The sequence below is a fragment of the Barnesiella viscericola DSM 18177 genome (assembly GCF_000512915.1).
GTDB lineage: Bacteria > Bacteroidota > Bacteroidia > Bacteroidales > Barnesiellaceae > Barnesiella > Barnesiella viscericola.
In genome coordinates, this window is record NZ_CP007034.1 from 754,818 (window position 1) to 777,471 (window position 22,654).

Below are 22,654 nucleotides of genomic sequence, written 5' to 3' on the forward strand. Positions count from 1 at the left end.
TATATAATATTATAAATTCTTCACAAAATTATGAAATATACAAGGTGAATATTTCATAATAATTTCTATAATATTATATTTGCCGCTGGATATTTTCTCTCGGCCAAAGGCCATAAAAAAGGGGGATAATGGAGATACAGCGCTATCCATCTCTCTCCACAAAGAACCATGCAAATATCTATTTATCTGCCGATTACAAATCATACCATAAACACAAACAACACCTATGATCAATTTGAAAAAAAATTTTTACCCCTGAGTACGGCAGTAGCCGGAATGGTTGCCACATCGAGTTTGTGGGCGGCCGATGAATGACCCAACATTATTTTGTTCCTCGTAGACGACATGGGTTGGCAAGAGACCTCTGTCCCCTTCCACTCCGAAGTGACACCTCTGAACAACCGCTACCAAACGCCCAACATGCAGAAACTGGCCGAGAAAGGCGTAAAATTCATGCAAGCCTACGCTTGCGCCATCTCCTCGCCATCGCGATGCAGCCTCATGTCGGGTATGAATGCCGCCCGTCACCGGGTAACCAACTGGACACTCAATTACAACTCGAACAACGATGCCACCGGGGGCAGTATCACCCTGCCCGACTGGAACTACAACGGAATCCAACCGGCCGGCACAACGGTAAACAACGCCACCTCGATTACCTCATTACCCCAAATTCTGCACGACAACGGCTACTACACCATTCACTGCGGCAAAGCGCACTTCGGAGCCAAGAACACGGCCGGTGAAGACCCGTTGAAATTTGGATTCGACGTGAACATAGCCGGAGGTGCCAACGGTGGCCCGGCCAGCTATTTGGGCTCGGACAACTACTGCACTGCCGGTTCGGACTTCTGGATCAACGGGTTGGACGAATATGCCGAACAGGGAATGTTCCTTACCGAAGCCCTCACCCAAGAAGCCTGCCGTGTATTAGGGGAGCACCTCGACAGCCAGTCCAATCAACCATTCTACCTCTACATGGCCCATTATGCCATACACGCCCCCTACAATGCCGACTCTCGTTTCACATCGAGATACACCGGTGTTTTCGACGAGCAACTGGGACAGACTCTCAACAGCACCGAAGTCAATATCGCCGCATTGGTTGAGGGTATGGACAAAAGTTTGGGGGACATCATGACCTTCCTCGACGACCGGGCAATTGCCGAAAATACCATCTCTTCATGTCCGATAACGGAGGTCAGGCCGTAGCCCCCCGTCAAGGCCGTCACAACCGAGATCAAAACTATCCAGCCCGTGGTGGTAAAGGCTCGTCGTATATGGGAGGCGTGCATGAACCCATGATGGTCTACTGGCCCGGCGTAACCGTAGCTGGTACCGAAAACCACAACCCGGTGATGATCGAAGATTTCTTCCCCACCATTCTCGAAATGGCCGGTGTCACCGATTATGAAACGGTACAAACTGTCGACGGTCACAGTTTTGTCGACGTAATCAAAAACCCCGGGATACAGCGCGACCGCACCACCATCTGGCACTTCCCCAACCGCTGGGGCGAAAGCCAAGACAAGAACGAAGGATACGGCGCCTACTCGGCTATCCTGAAAGGCGATTATCACCTGATTTATTTCTGGGAGAATCAAGAGCGCCGGCTGTACAACATCAGAGAAGATGTGGGCGAACAAAACAACATGGCCGATCAATCGGCCTACGCTCAAACCTTGACCGAGCTGTCGGAAGAACTGACCGACTCGCTCATCGCCTTTGACGCCCAACGGTCCACCCAAAACGGGGAATATGTAGCCTGGCCCAAAGATGCCGTATATGTTGAAACCGTCGAGATTGGCGACCCGGTGACCATTACCGATGCCATCTTCAAGTTCAGTAACGAGAATAACAAATACTACTACTCGATTCAAGACAATCGGGGAGACGACATGGCTGGCCCCTTCTACTGGACTCTGGGCAATCACAACGACTACAAGGCCATTCAGGTAAGCAACGAGAACAAAACGACTGGCGAAGAGAAAAATACCCAACTCTTCTATTTCATGCCGGGAACAGGTGAAAACATGTTCAAAATTTACACCTACGACGGACAAATGGTCGATTATCTCGACGGGCTCACTCTCGACTCCTGGAATGGTGGCAACACGACAACTACAACCGAAACTCATAATTTGCGAACCCGAACTCGTTTGGACCCGTCAAACGCTCTTCATCGACTGGAACAACGACAAGGAATTTGCCGGTGCAGACGAGGTATATGCCACAATGGGCAACGGCAACTCGGACAACAACTTCGGCGACACCAACGGTAGCGCTGCCGAAGGTTGGCAACGGACAATCAGCGTTCCGGCCGGAACCGAAGCCGGCACCTACCGCATGCGTGTCGTTTACATGGCCCCAACCCCTATACCGAAGATTGGCCTTCAAAAGTATTTACCGATTTCTTCGGTGAATTGAGAAACGGTATCGCCTATGATTTCGAGATTCAAATCGCCCAGGCCTCGGCCATCGATGCCGTTACCGAAAGCGCCATCTACTACGATGCTCAGGCTCAGCTTCTCGTGGCTCCCCGCATGAGCGAAGTAGCTGTCTATAACCTGGCCGGACAACTCGTGCTCGATGCACAAGGCGCTGAAATCATCTCGGTAGCCTCGTTGGCACAAGGTATATACATTGCCAAGGTGGGCAACCAGGTAATCAAATTCGTGAAATAACCATTTGCCCCTATATCAGAGAGGCGTACCCCGATAAACGGGATACGCCTCTTTTTTTATTATCAAGAACAAGTCTTATACAAAACTACCCGGTATAGTTGACTGGGACGTCCGAGGAAATCAAGCAAACCGATTGATGATAGAGACAATCTCGCGCACCTCGTCGTCGGTCAGATAGTCCGACATCGGCAGGCTCAACACCTCGTGGGCCAACTGCTCGGCCACGGGCAGAGAGAGGTGGTTGTATTCGCGATAGCACTGCTGCTTGTGCGGCGGTATGGGATAGTGTATGAGGCTCCCTACCCCCTCGGTTTCGAGGTAGTGCATCAACCGGTCACGTTCGGCACAACGCACCACATACTGGTGCCAGATGTGCTCGCCTTCGGCCCCGGCCTGCGGGAGCACAATCCGTTCGTTGCGGATAGAATCGGTATAAAGGCGGGCAATCTCGGCCCTACGGCGATTCCCGGCATCGAGGTATTTCAGCTTGACCAGGAGAAAGGCAGCCTGCAAGTCGTCCATACGACTGTTCACCCCCTTGTATTCGTTGACATACCGCACGGACGACCCGTAGTTGCCCAAGGCACGCACCACATCGGCCAAGGCCGGGTCGTCGGTCGTCACCGCACCGGCATCGCCCAAGGCACCCAGATTCTTTGTCGGGTAGAAACTCTGCCCCGAAGCATCGCCCAGGGCTCCCGTATGGAACGCCCCCTGCAACCCGGCCACCGGCGAGACGGCCCCGAAGGCCTGGGCATTGTCCTCGACGATTTTCAATCCGTGACGGGCGGCCACGGCTTTCAGCTGCTCGTCCCAGCAGGCCCGGCCATACAGGTGCACCACCATGATGGCCCGCGTGCGGGGTGTGACAGCCTGCTCGACCAGCGAGGTATCGAGATTATGGGTCTGCTCCGAAGGCTCGACAAAAACGGGTACCAACCCGTTGTCGGTGATAGCCAGCACCGAAGCCACATAGGTGTTCGAGGGGACAATCACCTCGTCGCCCGGGTGCATCACACCCAACTCGATGTAGGCGCGCAAGATGAGCCGCAAGGCGTCCAGTCCGTTACCCGTAGCCACGGCATGACGGCAACCCAGGTAGCGACACAACTCGGCTTCGAGTTGCGACACATACTTGCCCCGGATATACCAGCCGCCCTCGATAACCTCGGCAGCTACGGCTTTCATCTCGGCCATATAGGGCTCATTGGCCCGTTGTAAAGAGAGATGAGGATATTTCATTTCTTAAAATCACTATATTCGCGTATGTAATCGGCCTCATCGTAGTAGTCGGAGGTCAAGACGAGACAAACCGACCCCGACGAGAAATTGTTGAGCACCCGCCAGATGCCCGGGACAATGAGCAGACCGCAGGAGGGACGATTCAACGTCACCGTGCGGGTGTGCTCCCCGTCGTCGAGCAACACGTCGAACGAGCCGCCGGCAGCCACCAAAAACTCGTACAGTTGCTTGTGCGAATGGCCGCCACGCTCCTCGCCACCCGGTACATCATACAGATAGTAGACCCGCTTCACGGCAAAAGGCAACTCGCGGTTGTTCTCCACCACCGTGATGCTGCCGCTCTCCTGCATGTGCTTGGGCAGCTGAACGAGGCGACAATCGTCGACCGATACCCGTTTACTCATGGCTACCTCCTTTCAATAATGTGCAATACTCCTCGAAATCTTCTATATAATCGGCTGCATCGTAGGGTGTCGACGAGAGGACAAGTGCCAGCGAATTGGTCGAGAAGTTGTCCAGTTCGCGCCACATCATGCGCGGCACATAGAGACCGTAGTACGACCGGGCCATGTGGTAGCGCCGGGTCTCGCTCCCGTCGTTCAGCACCACATCGAAACTGCCCGACAGGGCTACGATAAACTCTTCCTGCCGACGAAAGGCATGCCCGTTGCGACGCTCGTCGCCCGGCACATCATACAACCAGTAAGTGCGGGAAATCTCAAAGGGGATATGCCGCGCACTTTCGATAAACGAGAGGTTGCCCCGTTTGTCGGCCACCTTGGGCAACTGAATCAGCCGTACCTGTTCAAAGCTCATCATTCGCCAGTTTTATCAAATATTGTCCATATTGGTTCTTCTTCATGGGCTCGGCCAGTCGGAGCAGCTGCTCCCGGTCGATCCACCCCATGCGATAGGCCACCTCTTCGAGCGAGGCCACTTTGAGCCCCTGCCGGTGTTCGATGGTCTCGATAAAGTTCGAGGCCTCGTAGAGCGACTCGTGAGTGCCGGTATCGAGCCAGGCAAAACCACGGCCCATCAACTGCACGGCCAGACTCTTCGATTCGAGAAATGCCTGGTTGACCGAGGTTATTTCCAGTTCGCCACGGGCCGAAGGCTTCACCTGCTTGGCCACCTCGACCACCCGGTTGGGATAGAAATAGAGCCCCACCACCGCATAGTTGGAACGGGGCTTGGCCGGCTTTTCCTCAATGCTCACGGCACGGCCCTCCTCGTCAAACTCGACCACGCCGTAGCGTTCGGGATCTCCTACCCGGTAACCGAATACGGTAGCAATCCCCTTCTCGGCCTCGGCGACCGACTGGCGCAACATGCGGGTAAAGCTCTGCCCGTAGAAGATGTTATCGCCCAACACCAGGCAGACGGTGTCGCCGCCGATAAACCGCTCGCCAATGAGAAAGGCCTGGGCCAAACCGTCGGGAGAAGGCTGCTCGGCATACTCGAACCGCACGCCAAACTGACTGCCGTCACCCAACAGCCTCTCGAACAGGGGCAGGTCGACCGGTGTGCTGATGATGAGTATCTCGCGAATCCCCGCCAGCATCAACACCGATATGGGGTAATAAATCATAGGCTTGTCATACACGGGCAACATCTGTTTCGAGACTCCGCGCGTGATGGGATACAACCGCGTGCCCGACCCTCCGGCCAATACGATACCTTTCATGGTTCTATTCAATTAGGGCAATCAACGATTGCCATACATTTGTTCATAATACTTTTGATAGTCGCCGCTCACCACCTCGTCGACCCACGCCTGATGGTCGAGATACCAGCGCACGGTCTTCTCGATGCCCACCCGGAAGGGGGTCTCGGGATACCAGCCCAGTTCGCGGGCAATCTTCGAGGGGTCGATGGCATAGCGCATGTCGTGCCCCGGGCGGTCGCCCACAAAGGTAATCAACCGTTCGTCGATATTCTCGACATCGGTCTTCAACACCCGGCGGTATTCGGGCTCCTCGCGCATGATGCGGGCAATGATGGCAATCACGAGCTTCACGATATTGAGGTTGGTCTCCTCGTTGAATCCACCTATGTTATAAACCTCGCCCGTACGGCCACGCTGCAACACGGCATCGATAGCCTTGGCATGGTCCTCCACATAGAGCCAGTCGCGCACATTCTCGCCCTTGCCATAGACCGGGAGCTTCTGCCCGGCCAGGATATTTCGGATTATCAGCGGTATCAGTTTCTCGGGAAAGTGATAGGGCCCGTAGTTGTTGGAGCAGCGGGTAATGTTCACCGGCAAGCCATAGGTCTCGTGGTAAGCTCGCACAAAGAGGTCGGCACTCGCCTTCGAGGCCGAATAGGGCGAACGGGGATCGAGCGGAGTCGTCTCGGTAAAGAATCGCTTGCCATAGGTGTGGAGATCGGTACGCCCGCTCACCACCCGGCGCACGTCGGGGTCGGTAATTTCGAGCGGGTGCGGCTCGTCATAATCTTTCGTCAGCGACCCGTACACCTCGTCGGTCGACACCTGCAAGAACTTCTTACCCTCGGCATATAGCGGGTGCCCCTCGGCGTCCTTCCCCCGATACCACGCCTTACGGGCACAGTCGAGCAGATTCTGCGCTCCCAATATGTTGGTCTCCAAGAAAAGCTGCGGATTGGTAATGCTGCGGTCCACATGCGACTCGGCCGCAAAGTTGACCACATAGTCGATGTCGGTCTCGGCAAAAATCTGAGCCACCAACTCGGCGTTGCCGATATCGCCCTTGACAAAACGTACACGCTCATCGGCAATCTCCTGCCTGATTGTACCCAGGTTACCGGCATAGGTGAGTTTGTCCAACACAACCACATATATATCACGGCCATACTTACCCAGCAAGTATTTCAAGAAATTGGCGCCAATAAAACCGGCGGCCCCGGTGACCAAATATTTTTTCATACCAGATTTTTTAAATCTGTCGCAATTTACGACTTTTTTAAGAAATAATACCACGGAGTATTCTAATATTGTCAACACTCCCCACGTGATTATCCCCAAATCTCCAGCAGAATAATCGTTCATCACTCATCACAGGTCCTGCGGTGAAATGCCCTGATTATTTTATCAGGACAAAAATTTTCTTCTACCGTAAGTTCATATTTTTCAAGACAATATTATATATTTTTATTATTATTCCCAAAAAAAATTATTTCCCCGCTAGGGGTAATCCCATTTTTTTCCGTTTAATATTATGTGAAAGTTTACTGTAAGGGGGAAATATTTTACTCCTATGAAAAACAAAACAGAAAAAAACAAATGATAACCAATTACCCATAAAAACACTTATTTATCATGAAGAAAAATTTATTCCTTTCGTTACTTTGCGTAACAAGTCTATTCGTGTCCAATTCGGCCTCGGCCGCAGTGACACCTGTTGCAGGCTATTCCACCGACCCGAAAATCAGTACGTCCGAGAATCCTGTATGGTACACGATGATGTCATCGCACCTCACAGCGTCGACCCGCCAAAACCGTTTCTTGAAATGGGACGAAGCAAACAACCGTTTGTGTACCGAACAATACTCAAAGGGTATTCCCGCAAGTTCGCTTACCGAAGGCCACTTGTGGCGACTGGAATCGGCCAACGACGGCAACGAGAGCCACGTATATCTGGTAAACTTCAATGGAAAGCGTGTATTTGTACCGGCTACCGCAGTTGCCGAAGATGGAGATAATCCCAATAGAAATACCCCGCTCGAAATGAACGAGACCGGTTCTATTTGGGACTTGAAAACCAGTACTTCTACGGGAATCAGCACCGACTGTGCCGAAGGTCAATACGTACTGCAATTCGTGGACTATTCGGGAGAGCGTGCGTTCCTAAATGCCATGGATGGTGGTGAGCTCAATTTTGGCGTGACAGTCTATGCAGCCGGTGTACACCAGGCTTCGGGCTGGTTCTTCTACGAGACCGAGTACACACCTGCCGTTAAAACCATTTCGGTTGCAGCCAACGACAACGCGTTTGGTACGGTAGCCATTGAAGGCCAAACCGGCAACAGCGTGGAAATTGCCCAATCGAAAGCCGTAACCGTAACGGCCACCGCCGCAGAGGGGTACATGTTCCACCGCTGGGTTGAACAAGGCACCGAAAACGTATTGAGCTATCGTCCTACCTTCACCTACAATGGAACCGAAGATAAAGCCTTCGTAGCTGAGTTCGTAGAAAAAGACTACCCCATCATGACCCGCTTCTATGTCGTAAACCTGACCCAACAGAACCGTTACCTGGGTGCTGCGTCCTACACCGTAGGTGATGAAACTCACGAATTGTTCTCGTACACCAGCGAAGCCGAACTCCCCTTCACCCAATATATGGAGTTGAACAAAGTACAGGAAGAAGGTGCCGTAATTGACAAAACCTCGACCCCCATCAAACTTACGACAGGTGTAGAGTCGTTCAGCATGAAGTTCAAACAATACAACAACACGATTACCTTCAACAGAAACAACGAAACAATTACTTGTAACCCCGAGTTGGTATGGACCCGTCAGGCCGTTTATATCGACTGGAACAACGACATGGAGTTTGCCGGTGAAGGCGAAATCTATGAATCGATGGGCATAAACAGCGAGACCAACAACTTCGACGACCCCAACGGTAGCATCGAAAACGGCTGGCAAAGAAGCATCACCATTCCCGAAGGGACGGCTGCCGGTACCTACCGCATGCGTGTCGTTTACATGGCCCCCGACCCCTTCACCGAAGATTGGCCTTCGAAGGTCTTCACCGACTTCTTCGGCGAGTTGAGAAACGGCGTAGCCTATGACTTTGAGATTCAAATCGCCCAGGCATCGGGTATCGAAGCCGTTACCGAGAGCGCCATCTACTACGATGCACAAGCACAGGTTCTCGTAGCTCCTCACATGGGTAAAGCTGTCGTTTACAACCTGGCCGGACAAGTTGTTATGCAGGCCGAAAATGCCGATGAGGTATCGGTTTCGGCTCTTGCCAAAGGCGTATATGTAGCCAATATCGACGGAAAGATGATTAAATTCATCAGATAAACCAGCGAAATAGGCGGGAGGGGAGGAATCACCTCCCCTCCCGTTTCGTTTTTTATCCACCCCTATCACAAAAAAAAATCCCCTATGAATCGTTTTTTAAAATCCTTATTTCTCATACCGTTCGTAGCCTCGGCCCTCCCGATGGCGGCATCCGGGACCAACCCCGAAAGCTACATCACATCAGACCCGTTCGAGACTATGGTTCGGTTGGGACGTTTCAGCGAAACGAGCCCCATCTACCAAATGCCCGCAGGATCGGCCTCGGGCGGATACATCTCGATGGCCACCACATCGGGCGACGCCATCATCTACCCACTGGGATACAACAAGACAAGCGCTCCCAGCAGCTATTTTACCATTGTTTCCAAAGAGACCTCCCTGCTTATTGCCGGCGAGAGTTTTGACTTGAACGCCACACTGACCGTCGACCCGTCGAGCTACACCATCACGGCCTATACCGACTGGGATCGTAACGGGGTATATGAAGAAGTGACTCAAAAAGCACAAATCAACGCCTCAACCCGCAGTTTCGTGCAACCCATTACGATTCCCGAAACGGCAACCATAGGCAAGACCCGCGTACGTGTGCGCATCGAATCGTCAACACCGGCAACGGCCGATGCCTCGATTTCGGGCCGTATCTACGATTTCGTAGTCTACGTCATGGAAGCCACAGAACGCACCGACTGCTTCATCAGCGTCACCTCCAACAACAACGACTGGGGTACCGCCCTTATCGAGACCCAGCCCAATGACGCCGGTCGCTATGAAAAAGGGAGCCAGGTTACCGTCAAAGCCCTTATCAATGAAGACTCTGAAACCGAAATCGAATTCAAAGGCTGGCAAGAAGGCGGCGAAATCGTGAGCAAGGATCTGGTATATACATTCACCGTATCAAAGAGTACAAGCCTCGTTGCCCTGTTCCAAGCCGCAGTACCCGAATTGGCTACCCCCCAGGTAAGTACGGCCGAAGAGCCCATCTGGTATCAAATCATGAATGCTCACACCAACGAAGCCCGCAAAGAGCGTTACATTGCCTATGACACCAATATAAACTCCACCTACACCAAAGCCTTGCGTGTGGAGAAACCGGCCGACCAAAGCGACAAATTCCTGTGGCGTCTCGAAGATGCAGGAAACGACCGGGTATATATTGTGCACAAAGGTACAGGAATGAGCATTTCGGGTCAGAAAATACTCGAAAAGGAATATTTCACACTCTCGGCCAACGGCAATCAGTTTGTCATCGCCCCGAGCGGAAATGCCAACGGCAGCTACTCGATTAAATACGAAGGCGATGACTCGTACCTGCTGAATGCCCAGGAAGGCACATGGGGTGTCGTATTGTACAATGCCGGTATCGGTACTGGTTCGGGCTGGTATTTCTACAAGGTCCCCATTAAAACGCCTACCGCTATCGACGAGGCTCAACAAGTAGCCCCCAAGGGTCGGCTCTACGACGGACATCTCACCCTCACGGGTCTGGACGGCCGCAACCGCGTGAGAGTATTCAGCCTCACGGGACAGTTGCTGGGTGATTTTCTCACCACCGAAACGACGTTTGAAGGCGATTTGAGATATGCCGAACGGTTTATCCTCATAGCCATCGAATCGGCAACCGGCAACCACACGACTCTCAAACTTATCGACAGCAAACTCTAAATACTAATATACCCAACACATGAATACTTGCAAATTTATATATCCGGCCGGCGGTCTGCTCCTCACCTCGGGACTGTGCTTTGCCCAAGAGAGAGATGCCGTAGCCACTATCGAACGCCCCAACGTCATCTACCTGCTTTGCGACGACATGGGATACAGTGACATCGAGGCCTATGGCCAGCAGATGATCTCGACACCCAATCTGAACCGGCTTGTCAGCCAAGGTATGACCTTCACCCAATTCTATGCCAGCACGGCTGTGAGTGCTCCGTCGAGAGCCTCGCTGATGACCGGCCAACACACCGGCCACACCAAGATCAGGGGCAACAAGGAGATTCAACCCGAAGGTCAGGAACCCCTCGACCCAAACGTGGAGACCCTGGGACACCTGTTCCAACAAAACGGCTATGTGACCGGTTGTTTCGGCAAATGGGGCATGGGTTACCCCGGTTCGGGCGGTGAAGCCAACGACATGGGATTCGACGTGTTCTACGGCTACAACTGCCAGCGCAAAGCCCACTCCTACTATCCCGCATACTTGTGGAACAACAAGACCAAGGAGGACCAAAACGGGCGCTACTCGCAAGATGCCATTCACGAGCATGCCATGCAGTTTATCGAAGACAACAAGGATAAAGCCTTTTTCGGCTACTTTACCTATACCATTCCTCACGCCGAGCTGTGCCAACCGCAAGACAGCATCGTAGAGATGTACAAAGGCAAGTTCCAGGAACCCAAACCCTGGCATAGCGACGGCGACTACGGAACGGCTATCGACCCGCGCACACAGTTCGCCGCCATGATTACCCGCCTCGACACCTATGTGGGACAAATCATCGACAAACTCGAAGAACTGGGTATCGCCGAGAAGACCCTCTTTATCTTCACCAGCGACAACGGCCCTCACAACGAGGGTGGTGCCGACCCCACCTTCTTCAACACCGAAGCCCGACTCAGAGGTTTGAAACGTGCCTTGTACGAGGGCGGTATGCGGGTACCCTACATTGCCTACTGGCCCGGGACCATCGCCCCGGGTTCGATTACCGACCTGATGGCTGCCGGCTGGGACATGATGCCTACCTTCGTAGAGCTGCTGGGCGAGGATACCAACTGGCGCGACGAGGCCATGGACGGATTGTCGATACTCCCCACCCTCACGGGTAAAGGTGAGCAACAGCAACACGAGTTCCTCTACTGGGAGTTCCACGAAGAGAACGGACGTCAGGCTGTCAGAGCCGGCGACTGGAAACTGATTCGCCAGAACATCAAGAACGGCAACCCCACACACGAGCTTTACAACATTGCCGAAGACCCGCACGAGGATAACAACGTGGCCAGTACCTACCCCGACAAGGTAGAGCAGCTGAAAGAGATTATGGACCGGGAACACACCCCCTCGACCATCTTCAACTTCGGTCGTTATTAAGACACTCGATTCCCACCATACACAAAAAGCGGCCCCGAAATTTCGGGACCGCTTTTTTATTCTATCCGAGAGCCTGTCGGCTATTGTCGACCGCTCAATCGATATGGCTGTTGAGCTTGTGCCACTCGGCAACAGGCGGAATAATACCCATGGCAATCACCTCGTCGCGCAGTTCGCACAGGTGCTTGTAGCTGTTCTCCAACTCCTTCTCCTCTTCGGGCGTACCGTAAACGGGGTTGTAGTGAACGCCGGCACGGTCGATAATCGTCTCCATGGCCATGAGAATGTGGTTGAACTTGCCCTCCGACAGATATACACCGGCAGGCCAGGTGAAGGGATTTCCACCCATGGCGGCGGCAATCATCTCGATCGAGAGGTAGGCCGGACTCTGGAACGACGAACGTCCGCGCAGGTCGATGATGTGCTTGCCTCCTTGAACCACATGATGACGAATTGTCTCCCAATCCTCGGCAGGCAACTTGTCGGTACCAATCAGGTCGGTCAGCGGCGTACCCTTCACCTTGGTCGTCGAAGCAAATACGGCCATCTGCTCGCCGTGACCGCCATAGGTACGGCAATTTTCAATCTCATCGGCCACCGTGTGGAAATACTTGGCCAGCTCGCTTTGCAGACGGGTGCTGTCGAGAGCGGCGAGCGTCGATACCTGCGAAGGTTTCAAGCCCGAGTAGAGCAGCACGATGAGACCGGTAATGTCGGCCGGGTTGAAGATAACCACCACGTGTTTCACATCGGGACAATAGGCCCGCAGATTTTTACCAAACTCGGCAGCGATCTCGGCATTGCCTTTGAGCAAATCCTCACGAGTCATGCCGGCCTTGCGTGCGGCACCACCCGACGATACGACATAAGCCGCACCGGTGAGCGCCTCTTTCACATCGCTCGTGTAGGTGAGATTCACCCCCTTGAAAGCACAGTGGCGCAACTCCTCGGCCACCCCTTCGAGAGCGGGAGCATAAGGATCGTACAAGCAGATATTGGGTGTCAGATGCATCATCAAGGCCGTTTGAGCCATGTTTGAACCAATCATACCGGCAGCGCCGACGATTGTCAGTTTCTCGTTTGTCAAAAATTCCATAATCTTTCTATTTTAAGTAACGTATTTCGTCTTGAATTGCATTACAAATATAACAAGTAAAATACGATTTTGATTATCATTCTTTGTTACTCCCGATAACCTTTTGTTATCCCACAAACGGCTCGATTCCATAATCAATTCATACAAAAACGATTAGAGCAACCCCCTGTCACTCCACGCCGCAAAAGCCGACAAAAAAGAGGATACTTTCCCCGTCATAAGGGCTCTGCCACCTTGAAACAGAAATTTCAAATCTTTTACACACCCCTGTAAATTCATGGCTTTTTTTTATTCGATTTTCCAAATAATCTGTACTTTTGTACAAAATTTAGGATATGGGGAAAGAAACATCAGAAAGAATACAGACCTCTCTGCTCAATGCAGCCGAGAAAAAGGCATTGGTTTGGTTAGCTCAACGTCAGCCCTCCTGGGTTACGTCGGACTTTCTCACCTACACCGGTTTGATCGGCGCCGTAATATGCGCCTTGGGATTCATATTGGCACACATTGACAAGAATTATCTGTGGCTCTCATCGTTTGGCTTGTTTGTCAACTGGTATGGCGACAGCCTCGACGGAACACTGGCGCGTGTGCGTAACACACAAAGACCCGTCTACGGCTTCTTCATCGACCACTCCCTCGATGCCATCACCATCTGCATCATGTGTATCGGAGCCGGATTGTCGCCGATGTTCCGCCTCGATGTAGCCATGCTGGTACTGGCCGGTTATCTGGTACTCTCGATTTATACCTATATCTCGACCATCGTCAAAGGGAAATTCCTGCTTACCTACGGCAAGCTGGGACCCACCGAATTGAGACTGGTCATTATCCTCATCAACACCGTGTTCATCTACACGTCGCTCGAAGACCTCAAATGGACTATCGGCGGCCAGACACTGGGGCTGTTCGACATCGCCGGTCTCTTCATCGCCTGCTTCCTCTTCATCGCCTGGCTGGTACAATTTGTTACCGACCGTCGCCTGCTGGCTCAGCAAGACCCGTTGAAACCCTTCCAAAAATAAAAGACAGTTGTGAAAGCTGGAATACTGAAACTGCGTATTTATCTGCAATTCGTAGTCAGTCGCCTGTTTGGTACAGGGGTCGACACGTTTGTGCTATGGATATGTGACCATTTCATATTCAGCAGCTACTTCGGCAAATACATACTCTCGCCGACCATCAGTTTCGAATTTGCCGTATTGAGCAACTTCATGTGCTCCTATTTCTGGATCTGGAAAAGCCGGGTGGGGCACCGTTCCACACGCGACTTCTTCCTCCGTTTTCTGGTCTTCAACCTCTCGTCGGGAGCCGGCTTCCTCATCAAGATGGTCTTCCTGCTCATCTTCCAAAAGATTTTCGAGTGGAATGTGGTCTATTGTAACCTGGCCGCCCTGCTCATCTCGGGCATATTCAACTACCTGGTAGCCGATATGCTGGTATTCAAATCGCGCAAACAGGTGAAAGTGGGCAGCGTGGGCGGAGGCAATAACGAAGAGTGCGACTCGATGGGTGCCTGATTCTTCATATAGAGAGGGGGCCACTACACTACACTACACTACACTACACTACACTGCTCTACACTACACTACTCTACACTACACTACTCTACTTATTTCACTTATTAACGGCTCCTTTACTCTTTCCTTCTCTGTTTAGGCGTGTTACCTACTTTTCTGACTGTCGGGAGTAGACTTGCATTCACTCTCCAACAAGTTCCGCCGGCAGACTCTATCCATTCCCCACACACTCGTAGCAACACCACACCAACACAAGGTGTTCTCACAGACTTTCACTCCCGGCAATAACGTGTATCATAAAAGAAGCGAGGCCAGTTTACAGCTGGCCTCGCTCGGTTCAAATATCTATCGCAACGGTGTATCAATACCCTCCTCCCAACGCATGATAGAGATTGATAACCCCCTGTATCTCGTCGAAGCGATCGGCTACGGCCGAGAGTTCGGCATCGAGCAGAGTCTGTCGGGCGGTGAGCACTTCGAGGTAGTTTTGCGAACTGTGCAGCATCAACAGTTCGGAACTGCGCACGGCCGATTCAAGCGAAGCAATCTGCTGCTCGTCGAGTTTCAACCGCTGGCGGGCCGTCTGCCACTGCAACAGGGCACTGTTCACCTCGGTACCGGCATCGAGCAACGACTGCCGGAAGGTGAGCAAAGCCTCCTCCTGTTGGGCCTTGGCCACTTTCAGGTTAGCCACATTCTGCCCCCGGTTGAAGAGCGGCTGTACCAGCGACCCCACGGCCGAGAGCAGCCACTCGCCGGGATTGGTAATGAGGGCTCCGGCCGCATTGGTCCACCCGGCCGACCCGCTGAGGGTAATCGACGGATAGAAGGCGGCATAGGCCTGATTGGTCACATAAAAGGCGGCAGCCAGGGCAGCCTCGCTCTGCCGCACATCGGGACGCCGTTGCAACAGTTGCAAGGGCACTCCTACCAAGAGGGTGTCGGGGAACGACTGGGCATCGAGCGTGGAGCGTTCGATCTGCCGGGGCACATCGCCCAGCAGCGACGAGATGGAGTTTTCCATCTCGGTAATCTGTTGCTGCAACGAGAGCAACGAGGCATCGACCGCCAGTTTGCTGGCCTCGATTTGAGCCACGGCCATCTCGGTAGTCTGCCCGGCTTCTTTCAAGGCCTTCATCACCCGCAGATTCTCGGCCCACAGCTCGGCCGTCGAGCGACTTATCTCATACTGCTTGTCGAGCATCAACAGCGAGTAATAACTGTTGGCGATGGTGGCCACCAGCTGGGTCTGCACCGCCTGCCGGTAGGCCTCGCTCTGTTCCAGCACCGCTTTGGCCTCGCGTTTGGCATTGGTGATGCGACCGAAGATGTCAATCTCCCAATCGGCCGAAGCCGCCAGATTATAACTCTTGGTGGCACTCTCTCCCTCGACCTTGCGAATGGTTCCCTGCGGGGTAAGCGATACCGAAGGCAAGTAGGCCAGTTTCGAGGCAGTGAGCAAAGCCTCAGCCTCTTTCACTCGCAAGCGGGCGATACTCAGGTCGGTATTATGGGCAATCCCGGTCTCGATCAGTTGCTGCAACAGCGGGTCGGTGAAGAGCTCCTGCCACGACAGGTCGGCAATCGAAGCGGTGTCGCCGCTCACCGCCAGACGCTGATAGAGGCTGTCGGTCTGAGGCATCTCGGGACGTTCATACGTGCGGTATTGGCAACCGGTCAGGCCGGTCAACAAAAGCAATCCTATATATATCTTTTTCATATCGTCAGTGAGTTCTTGAAGTCGTATCATTTCTTTTCGTCTATTTGCGGCAACTTGCGAGCAGGCATCAGTCGCTCTTGCAGCGTCTGGAAGACAATGAAGAGCACGGGCACGATAAAGAGCAGGGCTATCGTACCGATGAGCATACCGCCCACAGTACCCACACCGATCGAGATATTACCATTGGCCCCTACCCCCGTGGCAAACATCATGGGTAGCATACCGAATATCATGGTGAGCGAGGTCATGAGGATAGGCCGCAACCGCACCTGAGCGGCCGAGATGGCTGCCTGCGAGATGGTCATGCCGTGGCGGCGGCGCTCCGAAGCGTACTCGGTCAACAGAATGGCCGTCTTCGCCAGCAAGCCGATGAGCATGATGAGACCCGTCTGCAAATAGATGTTGTTTTCGAGCCCGAACATCTTGGCAAAGAGGAAACTGCCGGCCAGGCCGAAGGGTACCGACAGAATCACGGCCAACGGGACAAAGAGGCTCTCGTACAAGGCACACAGAATGAGATAGATGAAGACTACGCAGATGACAAACACCAGTGTCGTGGTGTTACCCGTGTTGGACTCCTCACGCGACATACCGCCAAACTCAAAGCCGTAGCCCGTAGGCAGGGTCTGCGCAGCCACCTCCTTCACCGCCTGAATGGCCTGTCCCGAGCTGTATCCGGTAGCCGGAGCCCCGTTCACCTGAATGGCCGAGAAGAGGTTGAAGCGGGTCAACACCTCGGAGCCGTAGATGCGGGTAAGCGTGAGGTATTGGGTAATGGGGCTCATCTCGCCCGCATCGTTGCGTACAAAGATGTTGTTGAGCGCCTCGGTATCAAGCCGGAACTGTGCCGGAGCCTGCACCATAACCCGATAGAGCTTCGAGAAGCGGTTCATGTTCGAGGCGTAGTTACCGCCGATATACCCCGACAGGGTACTGAGCACATCGCTGGGCGACACGCCGTTGCGCTTGCATCGGGCCGCATCGACCTCGACGAGGTACTGCGGGAACTTGGTATCGAACGAGGTGGTGGCCCGACCGATTTCGGGTCGCTTGTTCAACTCGGTGAGGAAGTTGCGCGTGTATTTCAAAAGGTCTTCAATCGTGCCACCCTTCTGGTCCTGCACATAGACCTCGAAACCGCTGCTGGCCCCGTAACCCGGAATCATGGGCCGGGTGAAGGCCATGATGTCGGCACTCGAAATGAAGGCCGTGCGGCGCTGTATCTCCTCGATGATGGCATCGACGGCATCCTCCTTGTTGGGACGTTCGCTCCAATCCTTCAACCGAATGGTAAACATACCGTTGCAGGCCCCCTGACCGCTCAACATCGAGTTACCCGTGATACTCGAAAGGACTTCGATTTGCGGTATTGTGTTCAGGCAGCTGTCTACCTGCTCGATAACCTTGCGAGTCTCATACACACTGTTGCCCGGCGAGGTGCGCACGTCGACAAAGACGGTACCCATATCTTCGTTGGGCACCAGACCGGTCTTGGTCGTTTTCAGCAGGACGAAGAAGCCCACACAGGCAATCACCAGCAGCACACCGGCCAGCCACTTGCGTTTGAGCATGAAGAAGACGCCCACCTTGTATTTCATCACCAAGCGGTGGAAAGCACTGTCGAATGCCATGTGGAAGCGCGACGAGAAACTCAGCTTCTTGCCGTCGGTTCCCGTCTGGTGCGGCGTCATGATGAGGGCACACAAGGCAGGACTGAGCGTCAGGGCATTGAGCAGCGAGATGGCTACAGCCGCCGCCATGGTGAGACCGAACTGGGTGTAGAACGTACCGGTGGTCCCCCCGATAAAGCTCACGGGAATGAACACGGCCATGAAGACAAAGGTGGTGGACACCAAGGCCGAGGTGATGCCGTCCATGGCATCGATCGTAGCCAGGTAGGCCGACTTGTACCCTTCGTCAAACTTGGCCTGCACCGCCTCGACCACCACTATCGCATCATCGACCACCGTACCGATAACCAGCACAAGGGCAAACAGGGTGAGCATGTTGAGACTGAATCCCACCAGATAGAGGAAAGCAAAGGTTCCCACCAGCGACACGACGATGGAGACCGCCGGTATAAAGGTGGAGCGAAAGCTCTGCAAGAAGACATAAACCACCAGCACCACCAGCAAGATGGCTTCGAGCAAGGTCTTAATAACGGTCTTGATGGAGGCGTCGAGGAAGTCTTTGGTACTCATCAGATCGACGATCTTGATACCCTTGGGCAGCGTCTTGGAAATCTCAGCCAGCGAGCGGTCAATCTCCGTAATGATTTCGTTGGCATTCGAGCCCGAAGTTTGCGAAATCATGATGATACAGCCCGGGTGACCGTTCACCTCGCCGATGTAGTCGTAGGAACGGGTACCCAATTCGACGGTCGCCACATCTTTCAGACGCAGCACCTCACCGCCGGGCAACGACTTGATGACCATGTTTTCATAGTCCACCTCGTTTTCATACCGTCCCCGATATTTGAGCACATACTGGAAGGTATTCTCAGCCTCGGCACCCAGGGTACCCGTGGCCGCCTCGATGTTCTGCTCGTCGAGCACACCGGTAATGTCGGAAGGCACAAGGCCATATTTCTTCATCTTACTGGGATCGAGCCAGATGCGCATGGCATACTCATAGCCAAACACATTCACCTCACCCACACCGGCAATACGCGAAAGACGCGGCTCGATATTGATTTTCATGTAGTTGGCCAGGAAAGCCCGGTCGAACGAGTCGTCGGGGCTGTACACGGCCAGCTGCTTGATGTTACTCGTCTGACGCTTGCGCACATTCACACCGCTGCGGGTCACCTCTGCCGGTAAGAGGCCCTGCGCCGAAGCCAGCCGGTTCTGCACATTCACGGTGGCCATATCGGGGTCGGTCCCCTGGCGGAAGTAGACGGTGATGCGGGCCGAACCGTTGTTGGAGGCGGTAGAGGTCATGTAGGTCATGTTCTCCACCCCGTTGAGCGCCTCTTCGAGAGGCACGACCACACTCTTCTGCACCGTCTCGGCATTGGCTCCGGTATAGGAGGCCGACACGCTCACCGTAGGCGGCGCAATCTCGGGGAACTGCTCGATGGGCAGCTGGGTCAACCCGATAATTCCCAGAATAAGAATCAACACCGAGATAACTCCGGCGAAGATGGGACGGTCGATAAATGTTCTTATCTTCATAGGTCACTATTCGTTTGACGGGGTTGACGACTGTTCTATATCGACGGCAATACCTTCGTGCAGCAAGCCGGCCCCCTCGGCAATAATCACATCGCCGGCAGTCAGACCCGAAAGCACGATGTAGTTCTGCCCGTCGTTGTATTTATATACGGTAATCGGGGCCGACTGGGTTTTGCCATCGACCACCTTCCACACGAATACCTTGTTTTGCAACTCGTAGGTGGCCGACTGCGGTATCACCAGACTGTTCTTGTAGACCGTGGGCACCACAACCGAGGCGCTGCCGCCGTTGCGCAACAAGCCGTCGGGGTTGGCAAAGGCTGCCCGCAGGCTGATGGCCCCCGTACCCTCGTCGACCGTACCGCTGATGGCATCAATCTTACCCCGCCGGTTATAAGGCTTGCCGTTGCTCAACAGGAGCTCCACCTCGGGCATCAGCTCCTTGGCCTTCTGCAATGAGCCGTATTGCTGGAGCAGGTCGAGTATCTGGTTCTCCGACATGGAGAAATAGGCATAGACCTCGGCATCGTCCGAGACGGTAACCAGCGGTTCGGTAATCGAACTGTTCACCAGAGCACCCACCCGGTAGGGTATCATGCTGGCCACCCCGTCGACGGGACTCTTTACCTCGGTATACGAGAGGTCGTTGCGGGCATTGATTTCCTGAGCCTTGGCCTGAGCCAAAGCAGCCTTGGCCTCGGCCAGGTCGTTCCGGGCCATCTGCCGGTCAAACTCCGACACGACACGCTCCTGGAAAAGTGCCTCCTTGCTGTCGGCCGAGAGCTGAGCCGTAGCCAGCTTGGCCTCGGCGCTACGCACATTGGCAACCGCCGTTTCAAGCGCAGCCTTGTAGGGCACCTGGTCGATGACGAAAAGCGTCTGTCCCTTGTGCACGACATCGCCCTCGTCGATGCGAATTTCGGTAATGATTCCGCTTACCTGCGGCCGCACCTCTACAAACTGACGGCCCCGAAGCGTAGCCGTATAATGCGATGTTAACGTTTGATCCTTAGGCTCCACAGTAACCACTTTGTACTTCTCGCCCGCGCTCGGTTTCTGCTCCTTACAAGCCACGAGCAAAGGCAATACTGCTATCGCCAGAATGATAAAATGTCTCATTGTTTCTGTTTTATGTGATAAATACTAAAATAATGCGAATAATAAAGGTACGCTTACCTATCGTAAAAACCTGTTCTCAAATTTATAAAATCTTGTCTAATTATGCCAATCTTTATTGATAAACGGCAAAAAAGTGATGCCGAACGGCAAACCCGAACGATTGACCGGTCGACAAAAAATCACTACCTTTGTCATTGTCAGGGGCTCACCCCGCCCCGGTACAAAACCAATCGACACAACGATGACCAACTACACTCGCATCAGCACCTACATCGACCTCATATTCTGTCTGGTTATCCTGCCGCTCCTCATCATGCTGGTCCCGGTAGAGAAGTGGATTATCCACCACACCTATTTCATGCTCACCCTCATTGTCTACATCTACCTGCTCTACTTCACCTACCGCAAGGCCAACATACCCGGGCTCGTCATGCAGCACAAGTTCGAACACGTAGCCATACTCTTCACTGCCCTCCTGCTGATTACCTGGGGCATCAGCCAGATACCCATACCCAAAGACGATTTCATCAATTCGCCCCGCGACTGGGGCATACGTCAACACATCAGGACCCTGAGCGTGTGGTTCTTCTTCCTGGTGGTCACGGGGTTCAGCCTGACTATCGAGGTAACGGTCGAGCTGTTCCGGCAAATCCTCTCGAAGCAGGAAATCGAGGCCGAGAAAAACAAGGCCGAACTGGCACTCTACAAGGCGCAAATCAATCCGCACTTTCTCTTCAATACGCTCAATGCCCTCTACGGGCTGGTACTCACCAAGTCGGACAAGACAGAGTCGGCCTTCATTCAATTCTCCAACATCTTGAAATACATGTATGCCCAAACGACGCTCGACACCATACCCATCTGCAACGAAATCGACTACATCAGGCAATATGTCGACCTGCAATCGCTGCGGCTCAACAAACACACCCACATCGAATTTCACACCGAGACTGACGACGAACAGGCCCAGATACCTCCCATGATTCTCATCACCTTTGTGGAGAACGCCTTCAAGTACGGCACCTCGTCCGACATTGACTGCACCGTCTACATCAAGATTGCAGTGAAAAGCGGAGAGCTTGTCTTCGAGACCGAAAACAGCATCATGAAGGAGAAGAAGGAACCGACCCCGGCCATCGGCATCGAGAACTGCCGCAAGCGGCTCGAACTGCTCTACCCCGACCGTTTCACCCTCGTCACGGCTCAGGAGGGCAACCAATTCAAAACCAAACTAACCATTCAACTGCAATGAAAACGACCACCTGCATAGCTATCGACGACGAACCACTGGCGCTGCTCGTCATCACCCAATTCTGCGAACGGTTCGGCGGATTGGAGCTCACCACGTTCAGCGAACCGCGTGTGGGACTGGAAGAGATACGCCGCCGCAAACCCGACCTGGTGTTCCTCGACATCGAGATGAACAGCATCAGCGGACTCGACATTGCCCGCGACCTGCCACCCGAGTGCTGTTTCATCTTCACCACGGCCCACGCCCAGTATGCTCTCAACGGGTTCGAGCTCGACGCAGTCGACTTCCTGCACAAGCCGTTTGCCTACGAGCGGTTTGAAAAAGCGGTCGAAAAGGCCATTCGCCGCATCGAGACCCGCCACGACCGCACGCCCGACAGCATCGTGGTCAAACAGGAATACAACAACGTGACTATCCCCGTCAACGACATACTCTACATCGAGGCGATGGAAAACTACACCAAAATCTTCCGCGTGAGCGGCGGATACATCTTGTCGCGCACCAACATGAAAACCCTGCAAGAGATGCTCCCCGAAGAGAATTTCCTGCGCATTCACCGCTCCTACATCGTCCCTGTCGACAAGGTTGAGATGTTCTCCAAGAAGCGTATCAAGCTCGTGGGACAAGAGGAACTCCTGCCCGTGGGACGCCAGTTTGCCAACCACATCTACGACACCCTGCTCACCCGCAACTCGGGCGGAGCTATTCCAAACACCTGAACCCCCGATTCCGCTCCCACAGAT

Annotated in this window: 20 protein-coding genes; 11 read left to right on the top strand and 9 right to left on the bottom strand. The window is 53.6% G+C overall.

The window, feature by feature from the left end; genetic code table 11:
• The first annotated feature begins 345 nt into the window (after window positions 1-345).
• The 4 genes from BARVI_RS13645 to BARVI_RS03010 are packed head-to-tail and all read left to right on the top strand — an operon-like array spanning window position 346 to window position 2,684.
• Window positions 346-1,212, top strand: coding sequence for a sulfatase-like hydrolase/transferase (locus BARVI_RS13645; RefSeq protein WP_394330824.1), 867 nt, complete (start codon window positions 346-348; stop codon window positions 1,210-1,212).
• Window positions 1,185-2,282 (top strand): sulfatase/phosphatase domain-containing protein, encoded by a 1,098-nt coding sequence (locus BARVI_RS13650; protein ID WP_394330825.1) that lies wholly within the window; start codon window positions 1,185-1,187, stop codon window positions 2,280-2,282. The genes BARVI_RS13645 and BARVI_RS13650 overlap by 28 nt, the downstream gene beginning before the upstream one ends.
• Window positions 2,236-2,427, top strand: coding sequence for a hypothetical protein (locus BARVI_RS13655; protein WP_394330826.1), 192 nt, complete (start codon window positions 2,236-2,238; stop codon window positions 2,425-2,427). The genes BARVI_RS13650 and BARVI_RS13655 overlap by 47 nt, the downstream gene beginning before the upstream one ends.
• Window positions 2,424-2,684: a T9SS type A sorting domain-containing protein gene (locus BARVI_RS03010; RefSeq protein ID WP_025277806.1), complete on the top strand. Its 261-nt coding sequence runs from the start codon at window positions 2,424-2,426 to the stop codon at window positions 2,682-2,684. The genes BARVI_RS13655 and BARVI_RS03010 overlap by 4 nt, the downstream gene beginning before the upstream one ends.
• A 120-nt stretch (window positions 2,685-2,804) precedes the next feature.
• On the opposite strand, the gene BARVI_RS03015 is transcribed toward BARVI_RS03010, so the two are convergent.
• Genes BARVI_RS03015 through BARVI_RS03035 form a run of 5 tightly spaced genes read right to left on the bottom strand, consistent with a single transcriptional unit; the run spans window position 2,805 to window position 6,834 of the window.
• Window positions 2,805-3,926 carry a DegT/DnrJ/EryC1/StrS family aminotransferase gene (locus BARVI_RS03015; protein WP_025277807.1) on the bottom strand — a complete coding sequence of 374 codons (1,122 nt, stop codon included), beginning with the start codon at window positions 3,924-3,926 and terminating at the stop codon, window positions 2,805-2,807.
• Complete coding sequence (locus tag BARVI_RS03020; protein ID WP_025277808.1) at window positions 3,923-4,330, bottom strand: sugar 3,4-ketoisomerase; 408 nt, start codon at window positions 4,328-4,330, stop codon at window positions 3,923-3,925. Before BARVI_RS03020 ends, BARVI_RS03015 begins: the two co-directional genes overlap by 4 nt.
• Entirely contained in the window at window positions 4,323-4,742 is a 420-nt protein-coding gene (locus BARVI_RS03025; RefSeq protein WP_025277809.1) for a sugar 3,4-ketoisomerase, read from the bottom strand. Before BARVI_RS03025 ends, BARVI_RS03020 begins: the two co-directional genes overlap by 8 nt.
• Complete coding sequence (gene rfbA, locus BARVI_RS03030) at window positions 4,732-5,610, bottom strand: glucose-1-phosphate thymidylyltransferase RfbA (protein WP_025277810.1); 879 nt, start codon at window positions 5,608-5,610, stop codon at window positions 4,732-4,734. Before rfbA ends, BARVI_RS03025 begins: the two co-directional genes overlap by 11 nt.
• Window positions 5,611-5,631: 21 nt before the next feature.
• Window positions 5,632-6,834 (bottom strand): dTDP-glucose 4,6-dehydratase, encoded by a 1,203-nt coding sequence (locus BARVI_RS03035; protein WP_025277811.1) that lies wholly within the window; start codon window positions 6,832-6,834, stop codon window positions 5,632-5,634.
• A 393-nt stretch (window positions 6,835-7,227) separates the two neighbouring features.
• Between BARVI_RS03035 and BARVI_RS03040 the strand changes: the two genes are divergently transcribed.
• The 3 genes from BARVI_RS03040 (at window position 7,228) to BARVI_RS03050 (ending at window position 12,031) form a co-directional block, all read left to right on the top strand.
• Window positions 7,228-8,943, top strand: a complete 1,716-nt coding sequence (locus BARVI_RS03040) for a GEVED domain-containing protein (protein ID WP_157232507.1) — start codon at window positions 7,228-7,230, stop codon at window positions 8,941-8,943.
• A gap of 84 nt (window positions 8,944-9,027) precedes the next feature.
• Window positions 9,028-10,605, top strand: a complete 1,578-nt coding sequence (locus tag BARVI_RS03045; RefSeq protein ID WP_025277813.1) for a GEVED domain-containing protein — start codon at window positions 9,028-9,030, stop codon at window positions 10,603-10,605.
• 19 nt (window positions 10,606-10,624) lie between these two features.
• On the top strand, window positions 10,625-12,031 hold the full coding sequence (locus tag BARVI_RS03050; protein WP_025277814.1) for an arylsulfatase: 1,407 nt from the start codon (window positions 10,625-10,627) through the stop codon (window positions 12,029-12,031).
• Window positions 12,032-12,125: 94 nt separating this feature from the next.
• Here BARVI_RS03050 and BARVI_RS03055 read toward each other — a convergent pair whose 3' ends face one another.
• Window positions 12,126-13,127 (bottom strand): malate dehydrogenase, encoded by a 1,002-nt coding sequence (locus BARVI_RS03055; protein ID WP_025277815.1) that lies wholly within the window; start codon window positions 13,125-13,127, stop codon window positions 12,126-12,128.
• A gap of 335 nt (window positions 13,128-13,462) precedes the next feature.
• Here BARVI_RS03055 and BARVI_RS03060 point away from each other — a divergent pair, with 335 nt between their 5' ends.
• Window positions 13,463-14,152, top strand: a complete 690-nt coding sequence (locus BARVI_RS03060) for a CDP-alcohol phosphatidyltransferase family protein (RefSeq protein ID WP_025277816.1) — start codon at window positions 13,463-13,465, stop codon at window positions 14,150-14,152.
• 9 nt (window positions 14,153-14,161) lie between these two features.
• On the top strand, window positions 14,162-14,647 hold the full coding sequence (locus BARVI_RS03065) for a GtrA family protein (protein WP_232213999.1): 486 nt from the start codon (window positions 14,162-14,164) through the stop codon (window positions 14,645-14,647).
• A gap of 361 nt (window positions 14,648-15,008) precedes the next feature.
• Here BARVI_RS03065 and BARVI_RS03070 read toward each other — a convergent pair whose 3' ends face one another.
• The 3 genes from BARVI_RS03070 to BARVI_RS03080 are packed head-to-tail and all read right to left on the bottom strand — an operon-like array spanning window position 15,009 to window position 20,659.
• A complete protein-coding gene (locus BARVI_RS03070; RefSeq protein ID WP_025277818.1) occupies window positions 15,009-16,367 on the bottom strand; it encodes a TolC family protein in 1,359 nt (452 codons plus the stop codon).
• 26 nt (window positions 16,368-16,393) lie between these two features.
• Window positions 16,394-19,540 carry an efflux RND transporter permease subunit gene (locus BARVI_RS03075; RefSeq protein WP_025277819.1) on the bottom strand — a complete coding sequence of 1,049 codons (3,147 nt, stop codon included), beginning with the start codon at window positions 19,538-19,540 and terminating at the stop codon, window positions 16,394-16,396.
• Window positions 19,541-19,546: 6 nt separating this feature from the next.
• Entirely contained in the window at window positions 19,547-20,659 is a 1,113-nt protein-coding gene (locus BARVI_RS03080; protein WP_025277820.1) for an efflux RND transporter periplasmic adaptor subunit, read from the bottom strand.
• 241 nt (window positions 20,660-20,900) lie between these two features.
• Between BARVI_RS03080 and BARVI_RS03085 the strand changes: the two genes are divergently transcribed.
• The gene (locus tag BARVI_RS03085) at window positions 20,901-21,911 is read left to right on the top strand and encodes a sensor histidine kinase (protein ID WP_025277821.1); all 1,011 of its coding nucleotides are present in this window, start codon (window positions 20,901-20,903) and stop codon (window positions 21,909-21,911) included.
• Complete coding sequence (locus BARVI_RS03090; protein WP_025277822.1) at window positions 21,908-22,630, top strand: LytR/AlgR family response regulator transcription factor; 723 nt, start codon at window positions 21,908-21,910, stop codon at window positions 22,628-22,630. The genes BARVI_RS03085 and BARVI_RS03090 overlap by 4 nt, the downstream gene beginning before the upstream one ends.
• The last annotated feature ends 24 nt before the right edge of the window (window positions 22,631-22,654 follow it).

Coding starts and splice junctions, on each gene's coding strand:
- BARVI_RS13645 (WP_394330824.1), top strand. CDS start 346: ATGGGTTGGCAAGAGACCTCTGTCCCCTTCCACTCCGAAGTGACACCT.
- BARVI_RS13650 (WP_394330825.1), top strand. CDS start 1,185: ATGTCCGATAACGGAGGTCAGGCCGTAGCCCCCCGTCAAGGCCGTCAC.
- BARVI_RS13655 (WP_394330826.1), top strand. CDS start 2,236: ATGGGCAACGGCAACTCGGACAACAACTTCGGCGACACCAACGGTAGC.
- BARVI_RS03015 (WP_025277807.1), bottom strand. CDS start 3,926: ATGAAATATCCTCATCTCTCTTTACAACGGGCCAATGAGCCCTATATG.
- BARVI_RS03020 (WP_025277808.1), bottom strand. CDS start 4,330: ATGAGTAAACGGGTATCGGTCGACGATTGTCGCCTCGTTCAGCTGCCC.
- BARVI_RS03025 (WP_025277809.1), bottom strand. CDS start 4,742: ATGAGCTTTGAACAGGTACGGCTGATTCAGTTGCCCAAGGTGGCCGAC.
- rfbA (WP_025277810.1), bottom strand. CDS start 5,610: ATGAAAGGTATCGTATTGGCCGGAGGGTCGGGCACGCGGTTGTATCCC.
- BARVI_RS03035 (WP_025277811.1), bottom strand. CDS start 6,834: ATGAAAAAATATTTGGTCACCGGGGCCGCCGGTTTTATTGGCGCCAAT.
- BARVI_RS03040 (WP_157232507.1), top strand. CDS start 7,228: ATGAAGAAAAATTTATTCCTTTCGTTACTTTGCGTAACAAGTCTATTC.
- BARVI_RS03045 (WP_025277813.1), top strand. CDS start 9,028: ATGAATCGTTTTTTAAAATCCTTATTTCTCATACCGTTCGTAGCCTCG.
- BARVI_RS03050 (WP_025277814.1), top strand. CDS start 10,625: ATGAATACTTGCAAATTTATATATCCGGCCGGCGGTCTGCTCCTCACC.
- BARVI_RS03055 (WP_025277815.1), bottom strand. CDS start 13,127: ATGGAATTTTTGACAAACGAGAAACTGACAATCGTCGGCGCTGCCGGT.
- BARVI_RS03060 (WP_025277816.1), top strand. CDS start 13,463: ATGGGGAAAGAAACATCAGAAAGAATACAGACCTCTCTGCTCAATGCA.
- BARVI_RS03070 (WP_025277818.1), bottom strand. CDS start 16,367: ATGAAAAAGATATATATAGGATTGCTTTTGTTGACCGGCCTGACCGGT.
- BARVI_RS03075 (WP_025277819.1), bottom strand. CDS start 19,540: ATGAAGATAAGAACATTTATCGACCGTCCCATCTTCGCCGGAGTTATC.
- BARVI_RS03080 (WP_025277820.1), bottom strand. CDS start 20,659: ATGAGACATTTTATCATTCTGGCGATAGCAGTATTGCCTTTGCTCGTG.
- BARVI_RS03085 (WP_025277821.1), top strand. CDS start 20,901: ATGACCAACTACACTCGCATCAGCACCTACATCGACCTCATATTCTGT.
- BARVI_RS03090 (WP_025277822.1), top strand. CDS start 21,908: ATGAAAACGACCACCTGCATAGCTATCGACGACGAACCACTGGCGCTG.